Here is a 20,649-nt window from a genome sequence, read left to right as displayed (position 1 = left end):
TTGGCAAACTGGAATCACTAAAAAGTATGCAAGCAAAAAATATAGCTATCGTAGGGAGTGGCCTGGCAGGTTCACTATTGGCAATTTATTTGAGAAAATATAATCATCAGGTTACGGTTTTCGATAGAAGGCCTGATATTAGAGAGGTTAAGTTTAGCGGTCGTTCTATAAATCTTGCTATGTCTATTCGTGGCTGGAATGCATTGGATAAGGTTGGTATTGGTGAAGAAATCAGAAAGCTTGCAATTCCAATGAATAAAAGAGCTATGCACGTGAATAATCAACCGGAATATTACCAATACTACGGTAAAGAAGGGGAGGCCATTTATTCTATTTCTAGAGGAGTATTAAATCGAAAAATGATTAGTCTGGCAGAAGAATCGGGAGCTGTTTTTCGATTTAATGAAAAAGTATGGGATGTTAATTTACCAGAAGCTAAGATATATACCGGAGAAACAGAAAAGGGAGAATGGAAAGAGTATGCGTATGATATGATTTTTGGATGTGATGGCGCTTTTTCTAGAGTACGTCATAAAATGCAAAGAAGAAGTAGGTTTGATTACTCACAGGATTTTCTTGATGCCGGCTATAAAGAACTTGGTATTCCTGCTAATGATGATGGTACTCATAAGTTAGATAAGAATTCACTTCATATATGGCCGAGAGGAAAATTTATGCTAATTGCTTTGCCAAATTTGGATGGAAGTTTTACGTGCACTTTATTTATGCCTCATGAAGGTGAAAACTCTTTTGAAAGTCTGACAAATGATAAGGAGGTAGAAGAGTTTTGGAAACAAAATTTTCCAGACACTATGGATTTAATGCCAACGTTACTTAGAGATTTTGAGAATAATCCTACTAGTGCATTAGTTACCATGAAATGTTATCCTTGGAGTTATTGGGATAAAGTAGCTTTGGTTGGTGATTCTGCCCATGCAATTGTACCATTTTACGGACAAGGAATCAATGCTGGTTTTGAAGATATCTCGGTTCTTGATGATATTATAGGTGCTTATAAAGGAGAAAACTGGCAGGAGATTTTTGAAAAATATCAGGAGACCAGAAAACCAAGTACCGATGCAATTGCAGAACTTTCGTATCGTAATTTTGTTGAAATGAGTAGTAAAACTGCGGACGCTAACTTTCTTTTAAGAAAAAAGATAGAAAAGCATTTCTCTGAAAAACATCCTAATAAATGGATTCCTTTATATACTAGAGTAACTTTTACACATAGACCTTATGCAGAAGCTCTAGAAATTGGAGATCAACAAGCGGCTATTATGGATGAAATCATGCAAATAGAGAATATTGAAAATGTTTGGGATAGTGAGGAAGTAGAAAAGCAAATAATAGCTGGCCTAAATGCTTATCAAGTTGTCTAATTAGTGATTTTTACCCAATAAGTCTTTTCAACCATTTTAATTTAGTGCTGGTGTAGGGAGAATATTTTAGATTTAACTCTATTAAAAAGGATTTTTGTAAGATACTTTTGTAGTGAGAAAATGCTACAAACCCTGCTTTACCATGATAATTACCTGTACCGCTATCGCCAACACCACCAAAAGGTAGGTTTTGTTCCATAAAATGCATGACAGCATCATTTATTGCCCCACCACCAAAAGAGATTTCATTAAGGATCTTATTTTTGATAGTTTTATTTTTTGTAAAAATATAGCAGGATAGTGGTTTCGATAATGTTTTTATATCCAAAATGGCTTTTTCTATAGAGTCAAAAGATAAAACAGGTAGTATAGGACCAAAAATTTCTTCTTGCATTACTTTATCTGTAAAAGAAACTTCCGTAAGGATCGTTGGTACTATAATTCTATTTTCTGCATCACATTGACCACCTAGGTATATTTTATCATTTTTGATAAGAGCTTGTAATCTCTCGAAGTTTTTTTGATTTACTATCTGAGTGTAATTTTGGTTCTCTACCTTATAATCTGCTTTTTCGATGTGTTTTTTTATAGCAGATAAAAGCTCATTATGTATGGTAGATTCTACCATTATATAATCAGGAGCAATACAGGTTTGACCAGTGTTTAAAAATTTTGCCCACACCAGACGTTTCGCTGTCATATCTATATCGACGTCTTTGGTAATAATAGCAGGACTTTTTCCTCCTAATTCTAGTGTAACGGGAGTTAAGTGTTTTGCGGCTGCTTGATAAACAATTTTACCTACAGGAATACTTCCTGTAAAGAAAATTTTATCGAATCGTACTTTTAGTAATTCTGTAGTTTCTTTTACCCCACCTTCTATAACTTTAAAAAATGATTCACTAAAATTTTGATTGATAATCTTAGCCATTATTGACGAAGAGTTCGATGGGATTTCACTAGGTTTAAGAATTACTGTACATCCCGCGGCTATCGCTGCTATAGCAGGAACTAGAGATAATTGAAAAGGATAATTCCAGGCTCCCATTACCAAAATAGTTCCAAGAGGCTCAGGGATTATATAACTTTTACCCGGAAGGTTTGCTAATCCTGTGCCTACTCTTTTTTTCTTAGACCATTTTTTTGTGTTCACGATAGCAAGATCAATTTCATGATATATGATCGCTAATTCTGTAGTGTATGTTTCGTACTTGGATTTTTTAAAATCGTTATAAATCGCGTTATATAATAGGTCTTCATTTTTTTGTAAAACATTTTTTAAACGTTTTAGCTCCTTTACTCGATAAGATATTTCTTTAGTAGTATTGGTGTCAAAAAAAGTTTTTTGAGTATTTATGATTTCCTGATAGTTCATAATGATAAATATAACGATGTTATAAAATAATTATGATCCTGCGCTCAAACGCTTCTTCAATTCTAACTCTTTCTGCATTTGTTTTACAGTTAAAGTACTCCCATCATGACTCCATCCAGGAGGTCCAAAAATATACATAAACTTATGATACCAGTTTTTTGATTTTTTGGTGTCATTCCAAATGTCTTTGTATTCATGTGTCAAAATAACCCAAGGATTGTAAGAATTAGGTGCGTGCGTAACACCATATTGTACTTCGATTTCATCATCAAGTTCTTTCCAAGTTCCAAATATCTTATCAAAAATATTGAGAAAACCTCCGTGGTTTTTATCCATATATTCCACATTCTTCGCATGATGTACCTGATGCATTGTGTGAGTATTCAATATTTTTTCTATAAAGCCCATTTTTGGAATAAATACAGAGTGTAATTGAAATTGCCACAAAGCTTCTATTCCAAGACAAACAATAACCATTTCAGGAGGAAACCCTACAATTGGCATCCACATATAGAATAATGGTTTATATAAAAGTGTAAACCATCCATTACGTACAGCTGTTCCAAGATTAAAATTATCAGATGAGTGGTGAACTATGTGAGCAGCCCACAATGCTCTTATCATATGGTTTTGTCTGTGAAACCAGTAATAGGTAAAATCATCCGCTAATTGACATAATAACCATACATACCATGCGTATCCGAAAGATTCCCAGCCCATAATGTTGGTTCTTACACCGTTAATTTCTGGATTGAAAACGTTGTACATATAGGTAAATAATACTACTGAGAAAACTGTTTTAAGAAAAGGTCCTAAAAATGCTGATCCAAGTCCCATAGTGAAACTGGCAGATAAGTCCTTCCAATTATAAAGGTTTTTATGTTCATCGTGATTTTTGCTGTATGTCAATTCTACTACGATAAGTATTAGAAATAAAGGTACACCGTATTTTAAGGGCTGTATAAAATCCATTTTCTTTTTGTTGTATTCTAATTGGGGCAGAATATAATAAGAATTTGCAGTAAAACTTTAGCATTTTACTTTTTTAAATAAAAAAAGTATGTTTTTAACGATTGTTTATTTAAATGTAGATGTGGTTTTCTCAAATTCTATACATACTATTTTGCAAAAATCTGAGATGAATCTTTAAAAGATTTGAATTCAAGCGCATTTCCACATGGATCATAAAAGAACATGGTCGCTTGTTCTCCTACCTCTCCCTGAAATCTAATATAAGGTTCAATAACAAATTCTACTTTCTTATTGGATAACATTTGTGCGAAATTTTGCCAAATATCCCATTCTAGAATTATTCCGAAATGTGGAACAGGAACTTCTTTGCCATCCACATTATTATGATGACTGGTAGTAGATTCTGATTTTGGTTTATAATGAATTACTAATTGATGCCCAAAAAAATTAAAATCTACCCAGTGGTCACTACTTCGTCCTTCTTTTAGATCAAGTGTTTTATTGTAAAAATCTCGTGCAACTTCTAAATTATCCACAGGTATTGCAAGATGAAAAGGAGATAATGATTTCATAAGTAATTTATTGATTTTATACCTTAATATATATGCTAAGGTTGTAAATAAATATGTGTTTTATCTTTTTCTATCGCTTCTTTTTCTTTTTTTAGAAGTAGAACTATTTCTTTTTTCAGCACTTTTTCTGCCCTTATTTTGGGGAGAGAAGTTTTTATTATTGTTTTGTCGCCTTGTTGTTTTTTTTTCTTCTATTATAGATGCTTCTTCAGTCTTACTAGAGTCTCCTACATCATTATTAATAATATGTAGTTCCTTTTCTGTTAAATAACGCCATTCGCCTACAGGAGTATCTAAACTAATATTCATTATACGAATTCGTTTTAGTTTTGTTACTTCGTATCCAAGGTATTCACACATTCTTCGGATCTGTCTATTTAAACCTTGTGTAAGAACTATTTTAAAGTCGTATTTATTTATCTGTTCTACTTCACATTTACGAGTAATGGTATCTAGAATGGGAATTCCATTACCCATTCTTTTAATGAATTGAGGACTAATTAGTTTGTTTACCGTAACAATATATTCTTTTTCGTGATTATTTCTTGCTCTTAGAATTTTGTTTACAATATCACCATCACTCGTTAGTAAAATTAATCCTTCACTTGGTTTATCTAATCGACCAATTGGGAAAATACGTTTTGGGTAGTTGATGTAATCAACAATATTATCTTTTTCATTTTGAGCTGTCGTACAAACAATTCCAACTGGTTTATGAAAAGCGAGGTATACGTGTTGTTCTTCAGACTTGTTCATCAATTCGCCATCAACTCTTACTTCATCTCCGGGAGCTACTTTGGTGCCCATTTCCGGAACTTTGTTGTTTAGGGTAACACGACCTTGATCAATTAGTTTATCTGCTTCTCGACGAGAACAGTATCCAACTTCACTAAGGAATTTATTGAGTCTAGTAAGCTTAGAGTTTTCCACAATGCAAAGGTGCTTATAAAATTTAATTTTTCAAAAAATGAATGATCATATCATCTACTTCATCAAAGAATAGAGAATGTCCAAAATTTTCTGTGGTAATAAATTTTGAATTTGTCCAGTTTTTACTAATTTTTTCTGCACCTGTATATGGCGCAATTTCATCAAATTTGTCGTGTATAAGTAAGCCTGGATGCGTTAAATTTTTCGCAAACTCTGCAACGGAAAATTCATTGAAATGAAAGCCGAATTTTTCTTTAAAATATTGACTTAAAGCTTCCATGAAGTTGTCAGATAATTTCAATGTTTTTTGATAACCTTCCATAATTACGGATAATTCTGTTGGAGGTGCGAGAACAATCAATTTTTCTATTTCAGGGTTTGGGTATTTATATTGATGAAAAACAGTGGTCATACCACCAACAGAATGTCCAATAATATAGTTCGGACGATATAATTCTATCATTTTTTGAAGGCATTCTGCATATAGTGGAACACTCAGTGTTTTACCAGAAGAATTACCGTGCGCAGGAGCATCAAATGCAATAACATTGAAGTTTTGCTGATGTAATTTTTCAACAAGTGTTTTCCATCTATGACTGTTACTGTCCCATCCGTGAACCATCAAAACAGTTTCTCCCATATTAGGCCATCTATATGTTTGTAAAAAACTGTTTTTTACCGAGACGATTTCATCTTCAGCTTCCTCTAGAAAGTATTCCTGATCTGGTAGTACTTTTCCTTTTAGTGGTGTGCTAAATAATATATAGGCTTTGTGTAAAGCCTTTTTTTTGTTAAAAAAGAATAGTAATAAAAGTCGTTTACCAATAAAAATTGGGATGTACTTTTTTAATATTTTCTTCATAATTCTTCGCGGTGAACATACTCCATAGAAAAAGCAGGAAGACAAATTGCTATATATTCGCATTCTGATTCAAATGGATTAGCATATTGTACTCGGGTATTTTTTTTAATCTTAATAGATTGCCCAGATTCTAAGATTACTTTTTCGTTATCAATAATAAATTGTTTTTTCCCACGAATAATATAAGTGTATTCGTCAAATTCTGGTGTTTGAAATGGTTCACTCCAGCCTGGAGGAGCTATCATATGAGCAATGCTAACCTGAGAATTACCATCAGTGGCTCTTCCAAAATGTTCTTCAATTAATTTTCCATCTGTAGTTGGTACTACAAAAGGCGATTTTTGAACTTGATATTTTTTACTCATAAATATCCAAATAATAGATTTTAATTATTTTCCCAGTTAATAATGAAATGTTTAATTGTAGCCGAATCCGGAATTTGGGAAGCTTCAATTTTTTTATCAGTATTGAACTTTAGTTCGCTAGGTAATTCCTTTTTATTAATTGTTATGGAAGCCTGGATACTGTCAACAAATATAACCGCAGCACTAAGCGTATTATTAATCTTGGTGATGGTATAGTTGTCTTTAATATCCTTAAAAACACCACTTGCCGATAGTCCGGAAATAGTTTTGTATCTAGGATCAATGACCTGTATACTTTCAATTGATGATGCAGGGTTATTTTCTTCTCTAGGTTCTAGTAATAATAATTTGGCTCCGCCTTTTTCATAGATTTCTATTGTATTAGCGACATCTATGATTTTGTCATTTTTTGACATCTTTACTATGGAGTCATTGGCATAGATAGAATCTAATTGATTCACTTTTGTTGTGTTTGTTAAGTGACCGATTCTATTATAAGAAATTTCGAATGGATCTTGTTTTTTGTCATTTTGACAACTCAATAAACTTATACAAATAAGTAGAATACAGCTAATTTTTTTAGTCATAATAGGTTAATTATTCCCAAGGTTAAACAATGATTGGTTTTGTGTTTAGCGTAATAATTTATTTAATACTCCTAATGCCCCTCTTATAAAGGTAGCACTAGTAAGAACTTTGATAACAGCTTTTTCAGTAGTACTTGATTTCCTGCTTCTAGAACGAGAACTAGAGGAATTCTTTTTCAATTTCTCTCTTTCTTTTTTTGCTGCCGCTTTGGCTTCTTCGGCTTCAGCTTTTTCTATTTTTTCATTAAGAATCTCATAGGCACTCTCTCGATCTATATCTTCGTTATATTTATTAGAAAGGGTAGATTTTTTTAATAAATCATCTAATTCACTTTTAGAAAGTATATCCATTCTACTCATTGGAGCTCTTAACATTGTTGCTGCTAGAGGAGTAGGGCGCCCTTTTTCATCAAGAGCTGATACTAAAGCTTCTCCGATACCTAAAGATGTTAGTACTTCTTTAGTGTCATAATACTCAGATATAGGATAATTCTCGGCAGTGAGTTTTATAGCTTTTCGATCTTTTGCGGTAAATGCTCTTAAGGCATGTTGAACTTTTAGACCTAATTGTCCTAAAACTCCGTCAGGTACATCAGTAGGATTTTGTGTAACAAAATAAAGTCCAACACCTTTAGATCTTATTAATTTCACGATACTTTCTATTTGATCCATTAATGCATTAGATGCTTGCTTAAATATCAAATGAGCTTCATCAAGAAAAATAATCAATTCTGGTCGTCCACTGTCTCCTTGTTCTGGGAATGTACTATATACTTCGGCAAGAAGGCTTAACATAAATGTAGAAAACAGTTTTGGTCTGTCTTGGATGTCTGTTAACCGTAAGATGTTTATAAAACCTCTTCCATCTTCATCTACTCTACATAGATCTTGTACGTCAAATGATCTTTCTCCAAAAAAAATATCTGCTCCTTGCTGTTCTAAAGCTACAATTTTACGCAATATAGAACCAGTAGAAGCGGTAGATATTCTTCCGTAATCTTTTTCCAATTCTTCTTTTCCTTCACGAGTAGCAAATTGTAAAACCTTTTTTAGGTCTTTTAAATCTAATAGAGGTAGTTTATTATCATCACAATATTTAAAAATTATTGAAATAATCCCGGCTTGTGTTTCAGTTACATCTAAAATTCTAGAAAATAGTACAGGTCCAAACTCACTGACTGTTGCTTTAAGACGTACTCCATCTTGTTCTGATAATGAAAGAATTTCGACAGGGAAATCTTTTGCTTCAAATGGAATACCAATTTTTTCGTGTCGTTCATCAATTTTAGGATGGCCTGGACTCGCAGCAGCCAAACCACTTAGATCGCCTTTAATATCCATTAAAAGAACAGGTATTCCTTGTTCACTTAGGTTTTCTGCTAGAACTTGTAATGTTTTAGTTTTACCAGTTCCTGTAGCGCCAGCAATTAATCCATGTCTATTTAATGTTTTTAATGGAATTTTTACGTGAGCATCTGTCACAGTTTCTCCATTATGCATTGCAGCTCCTAGGGTGATGAAGTCACCCTTGGTAGTATATCCTTTATTTATATGGTCAAAAAAATCCTGATTACTACTCATAAGTTGATGTAAATTTTGATAAAAATAGCAATCTTACTTATGCTATCGAAATGAATGTGGTTTTGTTTTAGGTAAATTTATAATTTTTATATCAATATGAAGAGGTGTAGAAAATTATAGTTTACTTTTATAAGTAATAAATTATAAGTTTTAGAATGATGAAAAAGATATATTTAGTGCTGATGTTGGTCATTTCTTTGTTTGGTTGTACGCCTAATAGCGGTTCGAATACTTCTATTACCTTTCATGAGACTCATGAGCCAAAAAAATCGAACGCTCCATTTTCTGATGCGGTACAAGTTGGTAATTTGTATTTTCTTTCGGGTCAGGTTGGTATGGACCATTCAACTCGTAAGTTGGTAACAGGAGGAATAGAGCAAGAAACAAAACAAACATTAGAAAATATTAAGGATGTATTAAAGCATCATGATATGGATATGAGTGATGTTGTAAAATGTACGGTTATACTTTCTGACATAAATGATTTTTCTGCTTTTAATAAGGTATATAAAACGTATTTCCCTCAGAAACCTGCAAGAACTACTTTTGCTGCTAAAGGCTTAGCGGTAGGAGCAAAAATTGAAATAGAATGTGTCGCAGTAAAAAATTAAAGTTAGATCATTTTTCCATATAGAATTTATAACTTTAATTATCTAATGTTGTGTACCTTTGCATCCTTATGCAAGAAAGTACAGAGAAATTGGTGAATGAAGGTAGGATGCTTCCGCTGATGGAAGAATTTTATACCATACAAGGAGAAGGGTATCACAAGGGTACTGCTGCTTATTTTGTAAGAATTGGTGGTTGTGATGTTGGATGTCATTGGTGTGATGTTAAGGAGAGTTGGAACGCAGCACTTCACCCACCAACTTCCACACGTGTAATTGTAGATAATGCAGTGAAATATAGTAATGTAGTTGTTGTCACAGGTGGTGAGCCCCTTACTTGGGATATGTCTGAACTTACTAAAGGGTTAAAGAGTAAAGGTGCTAAAACTCATATAGAAACTTCTGGTGCGTATACTCTGACTGGTAATTGGGATTGGATTTGTCTTTCGCCTAAAAAAGTAAAACTTCCTACCAAAGAAATATATAGTAAAGCTCACGAATTAAAATGTATTGTATATAATAAGAGCGATTTTGATTTTGCTGAAGAACAAGCTTCACAAGTTTCGAAAGATTGTGTACTGTATTTACAACCAGAATGGAGTGTTAGAGAAAAGATGATTCCTTTGATTGTAGATTATGTGATGAAAAACCCCAAGTGGAAGGTGTCTTTACAGACTCATAAGTACTTGAATATTCCATAATTAACTCCTTGGTAAGCACATCTTCTTTATGGTTTTTGACGTTTTTAGGTCGGTTTTATAATTGCTTATTTTTAAAATTATGGTTTGACCGTAATTTTGTAAGAATTTTCCCTTCTATTAAAATGTATTATTGTAAGATAAAACTTTCTTTTTGGTTTTTGCTTGGCTCTTGATTTAGGTTTTTTGACGTAGATAAATATGTGTTTAACTAATTGTTAAATGATAGTTATCTTTTTTTTTGATTTTGCAGAAAGTTGTTTTTACTTTTATATAAGTAATTTAAAAACAGTTTTTTATGAAAAACTTATACTCTATTTTTGGGCTTGATTTTAGAATGTTTATTGATTTCGTGAAGGATCTTCCGAGTGCCTCTCGCTATGCAATGCGCAGATAATTTAAGTTCAATATCCCGTATTAATTTATAAGTAAAAGATTACACTAGTTTGTAGTCTTTTGTTTTTTACAATAAGTTTTGTGTATCGTTTTTATAAAAAAATGACCTTTCATATCATTTTTATTTAGCTCAGTTTCGTAGGGTTTTTAGAAAAGGTTTAAGAACTTTTAAAATAAATAGGATATGCTGGTGAAGCAAAGAAAAATAATAACCTTGAGCCTACACTCTTAAATACTAGGGGGATTCACCCCTGATTCTATACTGTTTTTTGTAAGTAATTTCTTTTTTGTGTAAATGTTTTTAAAGCATTTTTGTTTCTACATCGTATAAAAGTGGTTTTATGTCTAAAATACTCAATTCTACATGTTAATTTTTTTCATTGATTTACGTTTGAGTTTTATATTTGCATAACAATTTAAAAATCAAATAATTATGAAATATTTTTACAATATATTTAGAATAGACTTTAATTCGTTAAAGAGTTTTTTAAAGGAATTACCTTCCGCTAGCAGTAATGCAATACATAGATAATTGATTAATTAGTATTGTGTAGTTTTTGGGAAACGCTATAATACTATATTGTCTAAATTTATTAAGAATATAGTTCTTGATTAATTTGATAAATAAACTAAAAAGTAGGAATAAATTTTACTAGTACAATTGATATTTAGGTTTTTAATCGATTAAATAAAACCTTATATCTAAAAGTTCTTACATTTTTTGTTAAAAATGTTGATTTAAAGTCTTTTAGATATTATATTGTAGCTAAATAAATTGGAAATATTATGGGGCTATTTTACACTAAATTCAGATTAACTTTTAGGATTGTCATGGACTTTCTTAAAGAATTACCAGGGGCATCTAGTAATGCTATCCACAGATAGTTATTATTTCAGTGAAATAATTTAACCTTTTTTAGTCAGAAGGTTATTGTAAAAATAAAAAGGAGGTTGAATTTTTCAATCTCCTTTTTATTTGCGATACTTTATCTTAGTTGTAAAAAGGAACTTCTACTCTTACAGTTTCCCATCCAAGAACCATATGGTATCCTTTATCTACTTTCTTGAAAGCTATAGAAAACGCTTCTAATTCATCACCTTTTGCTGCAGGGACCTTTATTCTAGCAATATCTTTACCTTCGTCATAAGAGTATGCTCCCCATACATCTAGATCGGAACTTAATATTACAGTCCATTCTTTTTCACCAGGAATGGTAAACAGAGAATAAGTACCCGCTTTTACGGTTCCATCTCCTAATTTCATATCTTTAAAAAGTTTAATTTCAGTGGCTTCATCAGCTCCTGTTCTCCAAACTTTTCCATAAGGCACTTTGTCTCCAAGCATCGTTCTACCTTTCTTCTGAGGTCTACTATAGATTACTTTAATGTCAGGTTTTGCATTTCTGTCTGTTTTTGCATAGGAAATATCAGTTGGACTTTTCTGTAGTCCTGCAAATTTCTGAGCATTAATAGTGCTTACTGTTCCTAAAAACATAACAACAGCGAAGAAGAGTGATTTTTTCATAATTCGTGATTTTATTTTCTTAATTGTCGTAAAGATATGTAGGAACATACATGGGAAATGTTAATCCTCTCCTTAAATTCTGTTAAAAGAGTTAAATAACAACTTGATAGTTTTGATAGGTTTTTTGTGTGTATATAGTTTTTTTTTGATGTCAATAATTGTTTTTTAGTTTAAATTTGAAATCAAAAAATGGTTTTGTGTTTAAATAATGTAACTATAAATGCATCTTTGACTTCTCAATTAATAGAAAAAGAAGAATATGTGTGGAATAGTATGCGCTTTTGAATTAAAAGAAAAAGCAGATGTGTTAAGACCTCAGTTGTTAGAAATGTCGAAAAAGATACGACATAGAGGTCCGGATTGGAGTGGTATTTATGCAGATGATAAAGCTATATTAGCTCATGAGAGGTTGGCTATAGTAGATCCTGTATCTGGTAAGCAACCTTTGTTTAGTGAAGATAATAAGTTGATTTTAGCTGCTAACGGCGAAATTTATAATCATGGAGAAATTCGTAAGAAGTTTGATGGTTCTTATAATTTTCAGACAGAATCTGATTGTGAAGTTATTTTAGCTTTATATAAAGAAAAAGGTGCTCAATTTTTGGATGATCTAAACGGTATTTTTGCTTTTGCACTTTATGATGCTGAGCAAGACTCATATTTAATAGCTCGTGATCATATGGGTATTATTCCTTTATATATGGGTTGGGACCAAAATGGTACTTTTTATGTTGCTTCAGAATTAAAAGCACTAGAAGGTGTTTGTACAAAAATAGAATTATTCCCACCAGGTCATTATTTGGATAGTAAAAAAGGAGAATTAACAAAATGGTATGTTAGAGATTGGTCTGATTTCGAAACAGTAAAAGATAATCAAACTAGTATTGATGAGGTAAGAGATGCTTTAGAAGCTGCGGTTCATAGACAATTAATGTCAGATGTGCCTTATGGAGTATTGCTTTCGGGAGGTTTAGATTCTTCAGTTACCTCTGCTATAGCAAAGAAATATTCAGAAAAAAGAATTGAGTCTGGGGATACTAAAGAAGCTTGGTGGCCTCAATTACATTCTTTTTCAGTTGGTTTGGAAGGATCACCTGATTTAGCGGCTGCACAAAAGGTAGCTGACCATATTGGGACAATACATCATGAAATTAAGTTTACAATTCAAGAAGGATTGGACGCTATTAAGGATGTGATATATAATTTAGAAACTTATGATATAACTACTATTAGAGCTTCTACGCCTATGTATTTAATGGCAAGGGTTATTAAATCTATGGGAGTAAAAATGGTTCTATCTGGAGAAGGAGCGGATGAAATATTTGGAGGATACTTGTATTTTCATAAAGCACCGAATTCAAAAGAGTTTCACGAAGAAACGGTTCGTAAGTTAGATAAGTTACATATGTATGACTGCTTAAGAGCAAATAAATCTTTAGCAGCATGGGGAATTGAAGGACGGGTACCATTCTTAGATAAAGAGTTTATGGATGTAGCAATGCGTATCAATCCACAGGATAAAATGATTAATGGGGAAAGAATGGAAAAATGGGTTATTCGTAAAGCCTTTGAGTCATATTTGCCGGAAAGTGTAGCTTGGAGACAAAAAGAACAATTTTCTGATGGTGTTGGGTATAGTTGGATAGATACTTTAAAAGCAGTAGTGGAGACTGAGGTAACCGATGAACAAATGGCTAATGCACATTTTAGATTCCCAATACAAACACCGCAAAATAAAGAAGAGTTTTATTATAGATCAATTTTTGAAGGGCATTTCCCGAGTGATGCTGCAGCATTGTGTGTTCCACAAGAACCTTCTGTGGCTTGTAGTACTAAAATAGCATTAGAATGGGATGAAGCTTTCAAAAACATGAATGACCCTAGCGGTAGAGCAGTAGCAAATGTTCATGATGATGCGTATTTATTAGATGAAGTTGTGCAATAATAATAGAATAAAAAGAAATTTAAAAATTTCAGCTTGAGTCGCTGAAAGTTGAGTTAATTGAGATGTAAAACCCCAAGAATTTTTCTTGGGGTTTTTTACGTATTTATAGTCAATAAATCTTTTCTGAAGTCTTTTGTGCTAATAGAGATAGCTCTATGGTAAATAAAAAAAAAGTGTGGCGTTATAGTAAGTGATTTTCTCGAATGAAGAGTTAATTATCCTTGGTTGTTAAAATAATAAGTTTAACTATTTTTTGGGGAATTTACAGTTCTTTTATAATTAGATTTATGAGGAATTTATTGTGTTTTTAATTGTGATATTGTTCGTTTTAAATATCTAATATGATAATATTTTTTATTGATGTCTAAACAGTAGATGTTGTTTTTAGGTAAATATTACGATCAGACTTCCTTGGGCAATAAAACATTCTAAGTTGTCAAGCTCAAATTATCAGTTTCATTAATAGGGTGTAAGTCGTGAGCATCTTTAAAATTTTCACGGTATATTTTAATTTTCTGTTATGTTAAAAAACATTTTAAAACTCAATGCGACTCAGCAATTAAGTAAAAAAGAGCAACAAGCAATTAACGGAGGATTTATTCCATCGGCGTGTACTTTTCCTGGAGCACCTCCTTTTGGCGGCCCTTGTGCTTGTATTGTAAATGGACAAGTATGTAGGGTGCAAAGAGATTATATCTGTTTGGATGGTACAGATCCTATTTGTCCTAACTTTTAGGATTATTCATTTCTTGTACATAGTTTAAGAGATGCTATTTCTTGAATGTAAAACTTGAAATAATAATAGGGCTACATTGTAATGTAGCCCTATTGTTTTAATCACGTAAGAAAAGATGATTTTTTGAGAATTAACTTCCGCAACGACCTTGATTAGACCATCTTCTGTTACTTTGTAGTAAGTATAAATAACCATTATAAGTTACTTGATCACCAGATGAGTAGCTTATGTTCCCATTATATGATTCAATACCATCACAGATGTCTGCCGGTTGAGTCTCTCCACACTTTCCAATCTGATTCCAACTACTAAAATCTCTTTCGTACAAGAAACCTTGATACGTAACCTTGTCGCCAACATTATATCTAATGTTTCTAGACCATTCATCTATTCCTTCGCATATATCGTTTCCGTCACCACCATCATCTCCTCCAGGGTATAGTAAATTAGTACCAGCGATATCTCCGGCAGATAATCTACCGTTAAAAGGAATGCGAGTTCCATCTAACTCAAGCATTACCGGTTGTCCGTTCTTGCTAAATGTAAAGCTACTGTATATCATTATGGATTGCACATCAAAAGCTCCAGGGTTTACAGAGTTATTACTGATTCTAAATTGACTTATCGCGCCATCTTGTATGTTTTCAGGGAAAATTCGTACAAATTGATCTCTATCGCTTCTATTTTGTTCGTGCAAGTACCCAAGTGTATGTCCTATTTCATGAGTCATAACTCCAGTTCCAGTTCTAACTCCCATGTTAATAGTTCCTCTATTTCCTTGAACTCCTAAACTAGCGTTTGCGCAATTACAATTGTCTCCATTATTTCTTATGGTAACATAGTAATTTTCATTCGTTCGTTCTTTAAACTTAATATTAGTTTTAGAAGACCATTGCTCTATAGATTCTAGAGTAACCTGTCTTTGGTTAGAAGTTAAACTATTGCTTAAAACATAGATAATTGTGTTGTTGGGCCATTTTGTAACTCCAGGTGCTAGTCCTAGTTTTTCAACTTCTCCAGGAACGGGATTAAGGTCAAATTCACCATTATCGAACATGTCTTCGTTATAGATTACATCCCCGGCAAGATATTCTCCATCACCAATAGACTCTACGTATATTGCTTCTCCAAGAAAAGATTTTTTTTCTAGTTGGATATCATTGTTTTCTTCATTGTTGATTTCTTCATCAAAATTTTCGTTTGTACAAGAACCCATAGCTAGTCCTAGGCAGATAAAGGCAATTTTGCCTAAATTCATTAGATTTTTAGTTTTCATTTTTAAAAAATTAAATTTGTTGATTGTGTGTATTTCCTTTAATTCGACCACATCTGTAGTCTGGTTGATTTAACGGAGGTAGGTTGTATTATTGTGAATGATGTCATTTAATTAAGAGGCTTTTATTATTCGTAAGTGTTGGGTGAGAAAACGTAAAGATGTTAAGGGAGAACATTATTTTAATATTGTTGTTTGTCTTTAGATTTATTTTTTAGCCAAGAAAATGAATATATGTTTTTGTAAAATATTGTTTTGATGTTAAAGTGTTTGTTTACAAAGTGTTGTCTTTGTTTTTGAAGGATTATATAAATTATTAATTTAATCTTAAATCGATTTTAAGGCTGTTTTAATCACTTTTAAGAGGCTTTTTTATTTTTCTAGTCTTGTTCTTAACTAATTGTTGATAACTCTTTAAATCATACGTTATAAAACGCTTTGAACATTTGGCTGTTTTTTTATCTTTGTTTGTTGACCAAAAATTGTAATAAATAAAGCTGATTTATGAGCGAAGAAGCAAAGAAAAATAATTATTCAGCCGATAGTATTCAGGCGTTAGAAGGAATGGAGCATGTACGCATGCGTCCATCCATGTATATTGGAGATGTAGGTACTAGAGGTTTGCATCATTTAGTATATGAAGTTGTAGATAACTCAATTGACGAAGCATTGGCTGGTCATTGTGATGCTATCGATGTTACAATAAATGAAGATAACTCCATCACTACTAAGGATAATGGTCGTGGTATTCCTGTTGGAATTCATAAAAAAGAAGGTGTCTCGGCTTTAGAGGTTGTAATGACTAAGATTGGAGCTGGAGGTAAATTTGATAAAGACTCGTATAAAGTTTCTGGTGGTCTGCACGGAGTTGGAGTTTCTTGTGTTAATGCACTTTCTGATCATTTACATGCGATTGTGCATAAAGATGGTAAAGTGTGGGAGCAAGAGTATGAAAAAGGAAAGCCTCTGTATCCGGTAAAGTCCACAGGAGATACTGATTTTAACGGTACAATTGTTACTTTTAGACCTGATCCTACTATTTTTCAGCAGACGCTGGAATATAACTACGATACTTTAGCAAGTCGTATGCGAGAGTTGTCATATCTTAACAAAGGAATAACAGTTAATCTAACAGATAAAAGGCATAAGGATGATGATGGTAATTATATTTCAGAAACCTTTCATTCTGAAGAGGGTTTAAAAGAATTTGTAAGATTTTTGGATACGAGTCGTAGTCCTGTTATAGGACATGTGATTTCTATGGAAGGAGAGAAGAACGATATTCCTGTAGAGGTTGCTATGATTTATAATGATTCTTATGCAGAGAATCTTCATTCATATGTTAATAATATCAATACACACGAAGGAGGAACACATCTTTCAGGATTTAGAAGAGGGCTTACTTCTACCTTAAAGAAGTATGCTGATGCTTCAGGAATGTTGGATAAACTAAAGTTTGAAATAGCAGGGGATGATTTTAGAGAAGGTCTTACTGCAATTGTTTCTGTAAAAGTGCAGGAGCCTCAATTTGAAGGTCAGACGAAAACTAAATTAGGAAATAGAGAGGTTACTTCTGCGGTTTCTCAATCTGTTTCTGAAATGTTAGAGAACTACCTTGAGGAAAATCCTAATGATGCTAAAACAATCGTTCAGAAAGTAATTCTAGCGGCGCAAGCACGTCATGCAGCTAAGAAGGCTCGTGAAATGGTACAGCGAAAAACGGTAATGAGTATTGGTGGACTTCCTGGTAAGCTATCTGATTGTTCAGAGCAGGATCCAGCTTTATGTGAAGTGTTTCTTGTCGAGGGAGATTCGGCAGGTGGAACTGCAAAGCAGGGGCGTGATCGTATGTTTCAAGCTATTTTACCTTTACGTGGTAAGATTTTGAATGTAGAAAAAGCAATGCATCATAAAGTTTTTGAGAATGAAGAAATAAAAAATATTTTTACTGCTCTTGGGGTTACTATTGGTACTGAAGAAGATAGTAAAGCACTTAACCTTTCTAAATTACGCTATCATAAAGTGGTAATCATGTGTGATGCTGATGTGGATGGGAGTCATATTTCTACATTAATTCTTACATTCTTTTTCCGTTATATGAAAGAGTTAATTGAGGCAGGACACATTTATATAGCTGCGCCGCCATTATATTTGGTTAAGAAAGGAGCCAAAAAACAATATGCTTGGAATGACGATCAGCGTGATATGATTGTAAAGGAATTTGGAGAGAGTTCTAAGATTCAGAGATATAAAGGTCTTGGTGAGATGAACGCGGAACAATTATGGGATACTACGATGAACCCAGAATTTAGAACAATGCGTCAGGTAACAATTGATAATTTAACAGAGGCAGATAGAATCTTCTCTATGTTAATGGGAGATGAGGTACCACCACGTAGAGAATTCATTGAGAAAAATGCAGTTTACGCTAACATTGATGCGTAATGTAAGTGTTATTAAATAATATAGAATGAAATCCGTTGTACTGTGTATAACGGATTTTTTTATATATTGTCGCGCCTATTAAACCCAAATCTAGTGAAATGAACAGACCTAAAATGTTTGATTACTTTTTCAAATATTAGTTTATGTGCATTCCATCTGATTATTGAATAACCTTAGATAGAAACAGATGAAAAAAACTATACTGCTTTTAGCGATGCTTTTGTTTAAAGTGTCTTATTCCCAAACCAATGTAGATCAGTTATTAGAATTAGGTATAGAAAATGCACAGCGTTTTAGTAATGACTATTTTGCTCCAGCTGGTGAACTATTGGTGAATAGTATGTCTAATGGTTGGTATAAAACAGCTGAAGTTAAAAAGTTGTGGCGTTTTGAAGTTGGATTTCTAGGTAACCTTTCTTTTGTAAGAGAAGAAAAGCAGTCATTTGTTCTTAATACCGCTGATTATGAAGGTGTAGAATTTAGAGAAGGTCCATCAAGTCAATTGGTAGCAAATGCTTTTGGTGGTGATCGTGGTGATATCGTAGTGGTTTTAAATCAAGGGCAGTTAGCACAAGTAGAAGTAACACTCCCTGACGGTATAGGTGGTAAGGAAGTGAATATTGCACCTACTGGATTTCTTCAAGGGTCTATGGGGATATCAAAAAGCACCGAAATTAAAGCTCGATTTTTACCAAAAATTGCTGTGCGTGAGAATACAGAAGTTTTTCTATATGGGTTGGCAGTTCAGCATGAATTAACCGATTGGATTTTTTCTTGGAAAAGACTTCCTTTTAGGTTCTCTGGATTAATAGGGTATACTAATGTTAGAGGGTTTTATGATTTTACGGCAGATAGCCAGATTGATGGAACAGATCAAGAAATACGATTAAAATCTAGTTCATGGTTGGTAAGCGGTATTATATCTACAAAGCTTCCTAAATTTAATTTTTATGGAGGATTTGGGTATTACGCAGGGAATAGTAAAGCTGATATTTTAGGTACCTATGAGGTGCAAAATGGTCCGTTAGCAACACAGACTGTAGAGGATCCAATTTCTGTAGATAATAAAACTTCAGGCCTTAAGGCTACTATTGGTGCTAATGTGAAATTAGGTTTTTTTAGAGCTAATTTAGATTATACGCTTCAGAACTATCAAAACCTCTCTATTGGTTTGAATTTTGGTTGGTAATTTAACTAAGAATTCACAAACAAAATCGTTAAAGAATTTGTATTTTCGCGCTGATATTGAAGAGATTCAATATGCCAAGATAATATTAATCAAAATTATATAGAGATAATGAAAGTTACAGTAGTAGGAGCTGGTGCAGTAGGTGCAAGTTGTGCCGAGTATATCGCCATTAAGAATTTTGCTTCAGAGGTAGTATTGTTAGATATTAAAGAAGGATATGCAGAAGGTAAAGCAATGGATTTGATGCAAACAGCTTCTTTAAACGGGTTTGATACTAAGATAACAGGAACTACAAATGATTATTCTAAAACTGCAGGAAGTGATATTGCTGTAATTACATCTGGTATTCCGCGTAAACCTGGAATGACACGTGAAGAATTGATTGGTATTAACGCAGGGATTGTAAAATCTGTTTCTTCTAGTTTGATTGAGCATTCTCCAAATGCAATTATTATTGTTGTTAGTAATCCAATGGATACAATGACATATTTAGTACATAAAACTACAGATCTTCCTAAGAACAGAATTATTGGTATGGGTGGAGCTTTAGATAGTGCTCGTTTTAAGTATAGATTAGCTGAAGCATTAGGAGCTCCAATTTCTGATGTTGATGGAATGGTGATTGGCGGACATAGTGATAAAGGGATGGTTCCTTTAACAAGACTAGCAACTAGAAATAGCGTGCCAGTTTCAGAATATATCTCTGATGAGCGCTTAGAGCAGGTTGCTGCTGATACTAAGGTTGGTGGAGCTACACTTACCGGATTATTAGGGACATCAGCATGGTATGCTCCAGGAGCTGCAGTATCAGGATTGGTTCAGGCTATTGCTTGTGATCAGAAAAAGATTTTTCCTTGTTCTACATTGTTAGAAGGAGAGTATGGGTTAAATGACCTATGTATAGGAGCGCCAGTAGTATTAGGTAGAAATGGTATTGAAAAGGTAGTAGAAATAAATCTTAGCGATGCAGAAAAGGCAAAACTTTCTGAAAGTGCTGAAGGAGTTAAGAAAACTAATGGATTGTTAGAATTATAGTCTAATAATATCCTTTATATAGAATTGCCAAAGAGTTGCTATTACATAGTAACTCTTTGTTTTTTTATAACTTTAAATGTTTGTAATAAAATAAAATCATAGTCACAGAGTTATTTAGTTTTTCTAAGAAGATATTTGTTGTAAGACTTTAGAAATGCAGTTTTAATTTTTTT

General features: G+C 32.9%; 18 protein-coding genes. 8 read left to right on the top strand and 10 right to left on the bottom strand.

Annotated elements, in window-relative coordinates; all coding sequences use genetic code 11:
* Positions 1-26 precede the first annotated feature (26 nt).
* Positions 27-1,382 (top strand): FAD-dependent oxidoreductase, encoded by a 1,356-nt coding sequence (locus BMY33_RS21615; protein WP_091412383.1) that lies wholly within the window; start codon positions 27-29, stop codon positions 1,380-1,382.
* Between the two features lie 10 nt (positions 1,383-1,392).
* On the opposite strand, the gene BMY33_RS21610 is transcribed toward BMY33_RS21615, so the two are convergent.
* The 8 genes from BMY33_RS21610 to BMY33_RS21575 all read right to left on the bottom strand — a co-directional run bounded on the left by BMY33_RS21610 (position 1,393) and on the right by BMY33_RS21575 (position 8,626).
* Complete coding sequence (locus tag BMY33_RS21610; protein ID WP_091412381.1) at positions 1,393-2,757, bottom strand: aldehyde dehydrogenase; 1,365 nt, start codon at positions 2,755-2,757, stop codon at positions 1,393-1,395.
* A 30-nt stretch (positions 2,758-2,787) separates the two neighbouring features.
* Positions 2,788-3,729, bottom strand: a complete 942-nt coding sequence (locus BMY33_RS21605) for a sterol desaturase family protein (RefSeq protein WP_091412380.1) — start codon at positions 3,727-3,729, stop codon at positions 2,788-2,790.
* A gap of 146 nt (positions 3,730-3,875) precedes the next feature.
* Positions 3,876-4,301 carry a VOC family protein gene (locus BMY33_RS21600; RefSeq protein WP_091412378.1) on the bottom strand — a complete coding sequence of 142 codons (426 nt, stop codon included), beginning with the start codon at positions 4,299-4,301 and terminating at the stop codon, positions 3,876-3,878.
* A gap of 60 nt (positions 4,302-4,361) precedes the next feature.
* On the bottom strand, positions 4,362-5,231 hold the full coding sequence (gene rluF, locus BMY33_RS21595) for a 23S rRNA pseudouridine(2604) synthase RluF (RefSeq protein ID WP_091412376.1): 870 nt from the start codon (positions 5,229-5,231) through the stop codon (positions 4,362-4,364).
* A 22-nt stretch (positions 5,232-5,253) separates the two neighbouring features.
* Positions 5,254-6,093, bottom strand: a complete 840-nt coding sequence (locus tag BMY33_RS21590; protein ID WP_091412373.1) for an alpha/beta hydrolase — start codon at positions 6,091-6,093, stop codon at positions 5,254-5,256.
* Positions 6,090-6,458, bottom strand: a complete 369-nt coding sequence (locus BMY33_RS21585) for a cupin domain-containing protein (protein WP_091412371.1) — start codon at positions 6,456-6,458, stop codon at positions 6,090-6,092. The genes BMY33_RS21590 and BMY33_RS21585 overlap by 4 nt, the downstream gene beginning before the upstream one ends.
* 20 nt (positions 6,459-6,478) lie before the next feature.
* Entirely contained in the window at positions 6,479-7,045 is a 567-nt protein-coding gene (locus tag BMY33_RS21580) for a hypothetical protein (protein WP_244543075.1), read from the bottom strand.
* A 45-nt stretch (positions 7,046-7,090) separates the two neighbouring features.
* A complete protein-coding gene (locus BMY33_RS21575) occupies positions 7,091-8,626 on the bottom strand; it encodes a helicase HerA-like domain-containing protein (RefSeq protein ID WP_091412367.1) in 1,536 nt (511 codons plus the stop codon).
* A gap of 158 nt (positions 8,627-8,784) precedes the next feature.
* Between BMY33_RS21575 and BMY33_RS21570 the strand changes: the two genes are divergently transcribed.
* Together BMY33_RS21570 and BMY33_RS21565 are read left to right on the top strand one after the other, a co-directional pair.
* The gene (locus tag BMY33_RS21570; protein ID WP_091412457.1) at positions 8,785-9,237 is read left to right on the top strand and encodes a RidA family protein; all 453 of its coding nucleotides are present in this window, start codon (positions 8,785-8,787) and stop codon (positions 9,235-9,237) included.
* Between the two features lie 68 nt (positions 9,238-9,305).
* Positions 9,306-9,935, top strand: a complete 630-nt coding sequence (locus tag BMY33_RS21565) for a 7-carboxy-7-deazaguanine synthase QueE (protein ID WP_091412365.1) — start codon at positions 9,306-9,308, stop codon at positions 9,933-9,935.
* A 1,384-nt stretch (positions 9,936-11,319) separates the two neighbouring features.
* Here BMY33_RS21565 and BMY33_RS21560 read toward each other — a convergent pair.
* Positions 11,320-11,853 carry a DUF2911 domain-containing protein gene (locus BMY33_RS21560; RefSeq protein ID WP_091412363.1) on the bottom strand — a complete coding sequence of 178 codons (534 nt, stop codon included), beginning with the start codon at positions 11,851-11,853 and terminating at the stop codon, positions 11,320-11,322.
* 259 nt (positions 11,854-12,112) lie between these two features.
* Between BMY33_RS21560 and asnB the strand changes: the two genes are divergently transcribed.
* Both asnB and BMY33_RS21550 read left to right on the top strand, forming a co-directional pair.
* Positions 12,113-13,798, top strand: coding sequence for an asparagine synthase B (gene asnB, locus BMY33_RS21555; protein ID WP_091412361.1), 1,686 nt, complete (start codon positions 12,113-12,115; stop codon positions 13,796-13,798).
* A gap of 520 nt (positions 13,799-14,318) precedes the next feature.
* Positions 14,319-14,534 (top strand): hypothetical protein, encoded by a 216-nt coding sequence (locus BMY33_RS21550; RefSeq protein ID WP_091412360.1) that lies wholly within the window; start codon positions 14,319-14,321, stop codon positions 14,532-14,534.
* A gap of 130 nt (positions 14,535-14,664) precedes the next feature.
* On the opposite strand, the gene BMY33_RS21545 is transcribed toward BMY33_RS21550, so the two are convergent.
* Positions 14,665-15,810: a M12 family metallopeptidase gene (locus BMY33_RS21545; protein ID WP_091412358.1), complete on the bottom strand. Its 1,146-nt coding sequence runs from the start codon at positions 15,808-15,810 to the stop codon at positions 14,665-14,667.
* A 501-nt stretch (positions 15,811-16,311) separates the two neighbouring features.
* Here BMY33_RS21545 and gyrB point away from each other — a divergent pair.
* From gyrB to mdh, 3 genes are all read left to right on the top strand, one after another.
* Positions 16,312-18,252 carry a DNA topoisomerase (ATP-hydrolyzing) subunit B gene (gene gyrB / locus BMY33_RS21540; RefSeq protein ID WP_091412355.1) on the top strand — a complete coding sequence of 647 codons (1,941 nt, stop codon included), beginning with the start codon at positions 16,312-16,314 and terminating at the stop codon, positions 18,250-18,252.
* 187 nt (positions 18,253-18,439) lie between these two features.
* Positions 18,440-19,441, top strand: coding sequence for a DUF6588 family protein (locus BMY33_RS21535; protein WP_139195719.1), 1,002 nt, complete (start codon positions 18,440-18,442; stop codon positions 19,439-19,441).
* A gap of 108 nt (positions 19,442-19,549) precedes the next feature.
* Positions 19,550-20,476: a malate dehydrogenase gene (mdh, locus tag BMY33_RS21530; protein WP_091412352.1), complete on the top strand. Its 927-nt coding sequence runs from the start codon at positions 19,550-19,552 to the stop codon at positions 20,474-20,476.
* The last annotated feature ends 173 nt before the right edge of the window (positions 20,477-20,649 follow it).

The organism is Aquimarina amphilecti (genome assembly GCF_900109375.1).
Lineage (GTDB): Bacteria > Bacteroidota > Bacteroidia > Flavobacteriales > Flavobacteriaceae > Aquimarina > Aquimarina amphilecti.
The sequence above is the reverse complement of the archived record's forward strand: the minus strand, read 5'-3'. Positions and strand labels throughout refer to the sequence as shown.

Bases quoted from the DNA above. Each gene is read 5' to 3' on its own strand.
- BMY33_RS21615 (WP_091412383.1), top strand. From the start codon at position 27: ATGCAAGCAAAAAATATAGCTATCGTAGGGAGTGGCCTGGCAGGTTCA.
- BMY33_RS21610 (WP_091412381.1), bottom strand. From the start codon at position 2,757: ATGAACTATCAGGAAATCATAAATACTCAAAAAACTTTTTTTGACACC.
- BMY33_RS21605 (WP_091412380.1), bottom strand. From the start codon at position 3,729: ATGGATTTTATACAGCCCTTAAAATACGGTGTACCTTTATTTCTAATA.
- BMY33_RS21600 (WP_091412378.1), bottom strand. From the start codon at position 4,301: ATGAAATCATTATCTCCTTTTCATCTTGCAATACCTGTGGATAATTTA.
- BMY33_RS21590 (WP_091412373.1), bottom strand. From the start codon at position 6,093: ATGAAGAAAATATTAAAAAAGTACATCCCAATTTTTATTGGTAAACGA.
- BMY33_RS21585 (WP_091412371.1), bottom strand. From the start codon at position 6,458: ATGAGTAAAAAATATCAAGTTCAAAAATCGCCTTTTGTAGTACCAACT.
- BMY33_RS21580 (WP_244543075.1), bottom strand. From the start codon at position 7,045: ATGACTAAAAAAATTAGCTGTATTCTACTTATTTGTATAAGTTTATTG.
- BMY33_RS21575 (WP_091412367.1), bottom strand. From the start codon at position 8,626: ATGAGTAGTAATCAGGATTTTTTTGACCATATAAATAAAGGATATACT.
- BMY33_RS21570 (WP_091412457.1), top strand. From the start codon at position 8,785: ATGAAAAAGATATATTTAGTGCTGATGTTGGTCATTTCTTTGTTTGGT.
- BMY33_RS21565 (WP_091412365.1), top strand. From the start codon at position 9,306: ATGCAAGAAAGTACAGAGAAATTGGTGAATGAAGGTAGGATGCTTCCG.
- BMY33_RS21560 (WP_091412363.1), bottom strand. From the start codon at position 11,853: ATGAAAAAATCACTCTTCTTCGCTGTTGTTATGTTTTTAGGAACAGTA.
- asnB (WP_091412361.1), top strand. From the start codon at position 12,113: ATGTGTGGAATAGTATGCGCTTTTGAATTAAAAGAAAAAGCAGATGTG.
- BMY33_RS21550 (WP_091412360.1), top strand. From the start codon at position 14,319: ATGTTAAAAAACATTTTAAAACTCAATGCGACTCAGCAATTAAGTAAA.
- BMY33_RS21545 (WP_091412358.1), bottom strand. From the start codon at position 15,810: ATGAAAACTAAAAATCTAATGAATTTAGGCAAAATTGCCTTTATCTGC.
- gyrB (WP_091412355.1), top strand. From the start codon at position 16,312: ATGAGCGAAGAAGCAAAGAAAAATAATTATTCAGCCGATAGTATTCAG.
- BMY33_RS21535 (WP_139195719.1), top strand. From the start codon at position 18,440: ATGAAAAAAACTATACTGCTTTTAGCGATGCTTTTGTTTAAAGTGTCT.
- mdh (WP_091412352.1), top strand. From the start codon at position 19,550: ATGAAAGTTACAGTAGTAGGAGCTGGTGCAGTAGGTGCAAGTTGTGCC.